Genomic DNA, 5244 nt, shown 5'->3' with positions numbered 1-5244 from the left:
AAGGATCTGTTGGAGTCGCCGAAGACGTTGAAGCGGCTCTCCACCCGGATGGGGAAGGTGGAGCAGGCGCTCCAGGCCCTCACGGAGTCGGTGACGGCGCTGACGGAGGCGCAGCGGCGGCATTACGAGGAGTTCGCCGCTTATCGGGCGGAGACGGAGCAGCGCTTCGCCGAGCTCCGGGAGGAGCTTGCGGCGCTGCAGGCGGATACCGAGCGACGCTTCGCGGAGCTCCGGGAGGACGTGGCCGCAGTGCGAACGGAGGCCGATCGGCGCTTCGCCGAGCTGGCGGAGGCGATTCGAGCGCTGGCGGAGGCCCAGCGGCGGACGGAGGAGCGGTTGGGACAGATGGAGCAGCGAATTCTTCGCCGGTTGAATGCTTTTGGGGCCCGCTGGGGATTGCGAAGCGAAGCCGCCTGGCGTGAGGGGATGCGGGCCGTTCTAAAGGACGTCGGATTCCAGGTCGAACGGTGGGCCGCCTCGGATCCCGAAGGGGAGGTATTTGGCTATCCGGCCACCGTGGAACTGGATGTGGTGATCCGGAACGGGGTGAGGATGGTGATTGAGTTGAAGACCTCTGTGGGGCGGGAGATCCTCCCCATCCTGGAGCGCAAGGTGAGGTTCTACGAAAAACGCACGGGTCAGTCCGTGCAGCGGCGCATCCTGGTGACGCCATGGTATGAACCGGAAGTCGAGGAGCAGGCCCGCTGGATGGGATGGGAGATCTATGGGGAGCCGGAGGAGATCCTCAGCGAGTGAGGCATCCGGTTGTTCCGCGCGCACTGTCTCCACCGCGTCCTAAAGGCCCGAGAACATGGCGTCTGATGGCTGAAGAACAGCTCTGCCTTCGCCCCTCATGAGATCCCCGTCCTCCGCGCGCCCCGGGGAGCGGGAGGGGAAGACCGATTGGGTGGTGGAGGTCTCCGCCATGGCGGACTCGGAGGATGGAGCGCGGGCGGCCCGACAGGCGGGGATCCTGCGGAAGGCAGTGCCAGAGGCGGAAGCCCTGGCCGTGGTGGCCGGGCCGGAGATCCATCCGCTGGCGCGGACAGCGGCGCGGGAACAAGGGGTCTGGTGACTGACGGACAGCCTCGCCTGCCTCCCTCACGAGATCCCCCACCCCCACCCCAGCGCCAGGGATAAGTGGAAGAATTCGGGTGCACACAGTGCCTCACCCATCCCCTAACTGGGGGCCATCGCCCGCCGCCTTCCCGAAGGGAGGGGAAGGCGGCTTTTTTATTAGACCCGTTGCCCAAATAGACTGAGGTATCCTTCAAGGGAAGACCACTCCTCGTGAAGGGCCAGCCGTGTTTCGCGTGGAGGTCCTCCGTCCGAAGCCCCAGCGCTTTCGATCCTTGACCGGCTTCACCTGGGATGGGTTCGAAGGGAAGAGATCTTGGCCCGGTTTCTCCCCATTTAGTAACCACAGGAAAGAGAACGGCGGAGCCGCCCGGACCGCCGCTGGGCCATCGGCGGCGGGCGAAAAGATCGCGGCTTATGTCGGTTTTAAGGTGAAATGGGCACCGTCGATGCGCTCCAGGAGCCAGCGGTCCCCTCCACGTTCAGAGATTCGCTCAGCAATGCGAAACTTCTTGTTAGGAGCGCCACGAAATGCGCGGAGAAAGTTTTGTGGTCCAGTCTAAAGGCCCTTCATCGCCTCAACATAGACCCCATCAAATGATATTTATAGCGCTTTGCAGCACTTCTATGCACTCAAAAACTCATGGAGGATGTTGGGCCGCATCGGATCCCTCCGCGGATCGGAAGGATTCGAAGGGAGAGGGATCCTGAGACGCCGGATCTCGCCGTTTCACCTTAAAGCTGATATGAGCCAAGATCGCCGCCCCCCGATCATGACTCGCATCGGGCTTCCGCCATCCGGAAACACCGAGACCCTGGCCTTCGGTTTCGAGGTGGACCCGGCCCCGGTCCCTCGGAACACCCGGCGGGTGGGGAGCGCCTTACAAAAGCTGGGGCTCGCCTCATTGGGCTGGCCCCGCTCTCCCCGCCAAGGGGAGGGGAAGACCATCGAGGAGGCTCTGAAGGCCCGCCCCGATGGGCTGGCCATGATCGATGGAACGGAACAACACATCCAGCGCCCGTAGGGCGATGAGACGCAGCGGCCACACGACTCGGGACGCCGGAAGGCCCATACCCACAAAACGGTGAGGGTGCTCGCTGAGGAAAGGCGCATCCGGGGGGTGACCCCCTCGGCACCCGGCGCCCAACACGATTGGAGCCTGGCGGTGGAATCGGGCATTGTCGGACAGATCCACGAATCCGTTTCAGTGTTCGGGGATGCGAGCTTCGATGGGCTGCCGAACGACGACCCGGACCGGATCCTTGCGACCCCGCACCAGGCGTGGCAGAATCCTCCGTTGCTTCCGGATCCGCAGCGGGCCCACCCGGAATGGGCTTCGGTGCGGATGGCGGCGGAGCATCTGTTCCGCTGGCGAAAGCGTTTTCGGATCTGGTTGTCGGTGTTCCGCCCGATGCGTTCGCTCAATGACTCGGTGTTCCTGACGGTGGTGGGGGTCATGCGCTTCCGGATGGATCGACGGTGCCAGAAGGCGGAAAGCAGCGCAGCATCCGTTCCCCCATCCGTAAGGGTGGAACATCCCCCTTACGGGAAAAAGGATTGCGAATGACGCATCCGGGGATGTCAGATCGTGATGCGGTAACCTGAGCCGGCTGTAAAGGAATCCAAACAAGAAGCCCTCCTGATCTGTCCCGGACAAGCAATGGAGGCATCAAAGCCGGAAAAAGGGAGGGGAAAAATGAGGAAAACTTCTGCCGCGATCCGGTTCTTTCCAAAAACATGGCCGCTGCCTGTCCCCCTGCTCATGAGCGGGACGGCGATCCTGCTGGGGCTGATGACAGCCATCGGCGTCTGGCTTTTCAAACAGGCCATCGCGCTGGCCCAATGGAGCACGCAGGCCAGCATCAGGTCTCTCCTGGGCTGGTGGACAGCACTGGTGCTCCCGGTCCTCGGCGGCTTCTTCGTAGGGCTGGCTTCCCATTTCCTCTTGGGCGAAGAACGATACCCCGGCGTGGCGGGGATTATAGAAGCCGTCGCACTGGCAGGAGGACGCCTGCGGTACTGGCGATCGCCCGTGAAGGCCCTCCTGGCCGCCCTTTCCATCGGCACCGGCGCGTCGGTGGGCCCGGAGGACCCCTCTGTGCAGATCGGCGCCGGAATCGGCTCGATGCTGGGGCAACGGATGCACTTCCCCGACGAGCGGGTCCAGGCCATGGTCGGCGCGGGGGCGGCGGCGGGGATTGCCGCCGCGTTTAACGCCCCCATCGCCGGTGTCTTCTTCGCCCTGGAAATCATCCTGGGCGAAATCAGCAGCAACGCACTGGGCCTCATCCTTCTGGCGGCCGTCGCCTCGGCCATCCTGACCCAGGCCATCTCCGGCCCTCAGCCGGCTTTCACCATCCCGGCGTACTCCTTCCACTCGGCCGTGGAACTCCTCTTCTACTTCGGACTGGGCCTTCTGACAGGGCTCCTTTCGGCCGCCTACATCTACTTCCTCTCCACGGCACGGGACCGGTTCGCCCAGTGGCCCGCCCCTCGCTGGCTCAAACCCGCCGTCGCCGGCCTGGGCGTGGGCGCCGTGGGCCTCTTCCTGCCCCAGGTGATGGGAATCGGCTACCCGACGGTAGAGAAAGTCCTGCTGGGCGAGCGGATGTCTCTGATGCTCCTGGTTGCGCTGCTGGGGGCCAAACTAGTTCTGACGCCGCTGAGCATCGGGGGCGGATTTATGGGTGGTGTCTTTGCGCCGGCTCTCTTCCTGGGCGCGATGGCGGGCGGAGCCTACGGCACCCTCTGCCGAGACCTCTTCCCCGGCTTGGGACTGATCCCATCGGCCTTCGCACTGGTCGGCATGGCCGCCCTGCTGGGCGGGGCCATTCGGGCCCCCCTCACCGCCACCATGCTGGCCTTTGAAATGACCGGCGATTATCGCATCATCCTCCCCCTAATGTTCGCCGTCCCCATCAGCATGCTTCTCTCCCAGCGGCTCCAGCGGGATTCGGTGTACACGGTGGAACTGACCCGCCGAGGCATCCGCATTGAGCGCGGCCGCGATGTGGAGGTGCTGAGCATGCTCACCGTCGGCGAGGTCATGCAGAGGGATGTGGAGCCTCTGCGGGAAACGGATCCCCTCCAGGCCGCGCTGGAGCGTATGGCCCGGTTGCGAACGCACGGACTGCCCGTGGTGAACGCGGACGGCGACCTCTGCGGCATCCTGACGCTGGAGGATGTGGAGACGGCCCACGCGCGGGGGCTCCCGGCCCAGACGGTGGGCGACATCTGCACGCGGCAACTGGTCGTCGCCTACCCGGATGAGACGCTGGATGTGGCGCTGCGGCGGATGAGCGAGAGGGACCTGGGCCGGTTGCCCGTTGTGGATCGGCAAAACCCTCGCCGCCTGGTTGGCTTCCTGCAGCGGGTGGACGTGACGCGCGCCTACCACATCGCCGTCGCCCGTCGGACCGCCCTCCGCCACCGGGCCCAAGAGGTCCGCCTGGGCATTCTCAGCGGAGCCCATGTAGAGGAAATCCGGGTGGAGCCGGACTCCCCGTGTGCCAAGCGCCCGGTCCGCGAGATCCATTGGCCCCGGGACTGCCTGATCGCGGCGATCCGGCGGGGGAACCGGGTCCTCATCCCGCGCGGTGACACCGTCATCCTCCCAGGCGACGTTCTGACGGTGGTCACAGAGTCGGGATCGGCGGAAATCCTCCGCACCCTCTGTACCTCCCGCCCACAACCCAAAACCGAAGCAGAGAAATGACCTATCCGAAGAGGTATCCCCCGAGAGATGGGGCGGGTACTCACCTCTGTGGCGTAGGAGGCGAGGGTGGTTTCCAAATCAACGTCTGCGGCTTGGGCTCCAGACGAGCGGCGGCCTCTTCCGAGGGGATAAGGCGCGTGATCTGCTTGATGCTCCCTGCGCCAGGCATTGACCACTTCACGCAAAGCGTGCGTTCCCCATAAAAACGCAAAACGCCCCGGGGAAAAAGAACCCCGGGGCGTTGGATTTTAAGGAGAGGCGGCGGTGGGAATCGAACCCACGTCCGGGGTTTTGCAGACCCCTGCCTGAGCCACTCGGCTACGCCGCCAGAGCGGGCGACGGGACTCGAACCCGCGACCTCCTCCATGGCAAGGAGGCGCTCCACCAACTGAGCTACGCCCGCCTGCAATGCCGAGAGGCGGAATCGAACCGCCGACCCCCCGGTTTTCAG

4 protein-coding genes, 2 tRNA genes and 1 pseudogene are annotated in these 5244 nt (G+C 64.8%); 5 read left to right on the top strand and 2 right to left on the bottom strand.

The features are described 5' to 3' along the window. The 5 genes and pseudogenes from ACFMO5_RS01510 to ACFMO5_RS01490 form a co-directional block, all read left to right on the top strand. Positions 1–756 (top strand): DUF3782 domain-containing protein (locus ACFMO5_RS01510; RefSeq protein ID WP_376791003.1); only part of this gene is annotated, 756 nt, incomplete at its 5' end. 169 nt (positions 757–925) lie between these two features. Continuing rightward, positions 926–1075: a hypothetical protein gene (locus ACFMO5_RS01505; protein ID WP_376791002.1), complete on the top strand. Its 150-nt coding sequence runs from the start codon at positions 926–928 to the stop codon at positions 1073–1075. Positions 1076–1823: 748 nt separating this feature from the next. Next, positions 1824–2102, top strand: coding sequence for a hypothetical protein (locus ACFMO5_RS01500; RefSeq protein WP_376791001.1), 279 nt, complete (start codon positions 1824–1826; stop codon positions 2100–2102). 39 nt (positions 2103–2141) lie between these two features. Further along, a pseudogene (locus ACFMO5_RS01495) lies at positions 2142–2645 on the top strand (transposase family protein); the annotation flags it as partial. A 129-nt stretch (positions 2646–2774) separates the two neighbouring features. After that, entirely contained in the window at positions 2775–4793 is a 2019-nt protein-coding gene (locus tag ACFMO5_RS01490; RefSeq protein ID WP_376791000.1) for a chloride channel protein, read from the top strand. Positions 4794–5049: 256 nt separating this feature from the next. On the opposite strand, the gene ACFMO5_RS01485 is transcribed toward ACFMO5_RS01490, so the two are convergent. Together ACFMO5_RS01485 and ACFMO5_RS01480 are read right to left on the bottom strand one after the other, a co-directional pair. Beyond that, positions 5050–5121: transfer RNA gene (locus ACFMO5_RS01485), tRNA-Cys, on the bottom strand. A 2-nt stretch (positions 5122–5123) separates the two neighbouring features. Next, positions 5124–5196: transfer RNA gene (locus ACFMO5_RS01480), tRNA-Gly, on the bottom strand. Positions 5197–5244 lie beyond the last annotated feature (48 nt).

It is taken from the genome of Thermoflexus sp., assembly GCF_042408365.1.
In the GTDB taxonomy this organism is placed as follows: Bacteria; Chloroflexota; Anaerolineae; order Thermoflexales; family Thermoflexaceae; genus Thermoflexus.
The sequence above is the reverse complement of the archived record's forward strand: the minus strand, read 5'-3'. Positions and strand labels throughout refer to the sequence as shown.

Coding starts and splice junctions, on each gene's coding strand:
- ACFMO5_RS01505 (WP_376791002.1), top strand. CDS start 926: ATGGCGGACTCGGAGGATGGAGCGCGGGCGGCCCGACAGGCGGGGATC.
- ACFMO5_RS01500 (WP_376791001.1), top strand. CDS start 1,824: ATGAGCCAAGATCGCCGCCCCCCGATCATGACTCGCATCGGGCTTCCG.
- ACFMO5_RS01490 (WP_376791000.1), top strand. CDS start 2,775: ATGAGGAAAACTTCTGCCGCGATCCGGTTCTTTCCAAAAACATGGCCG.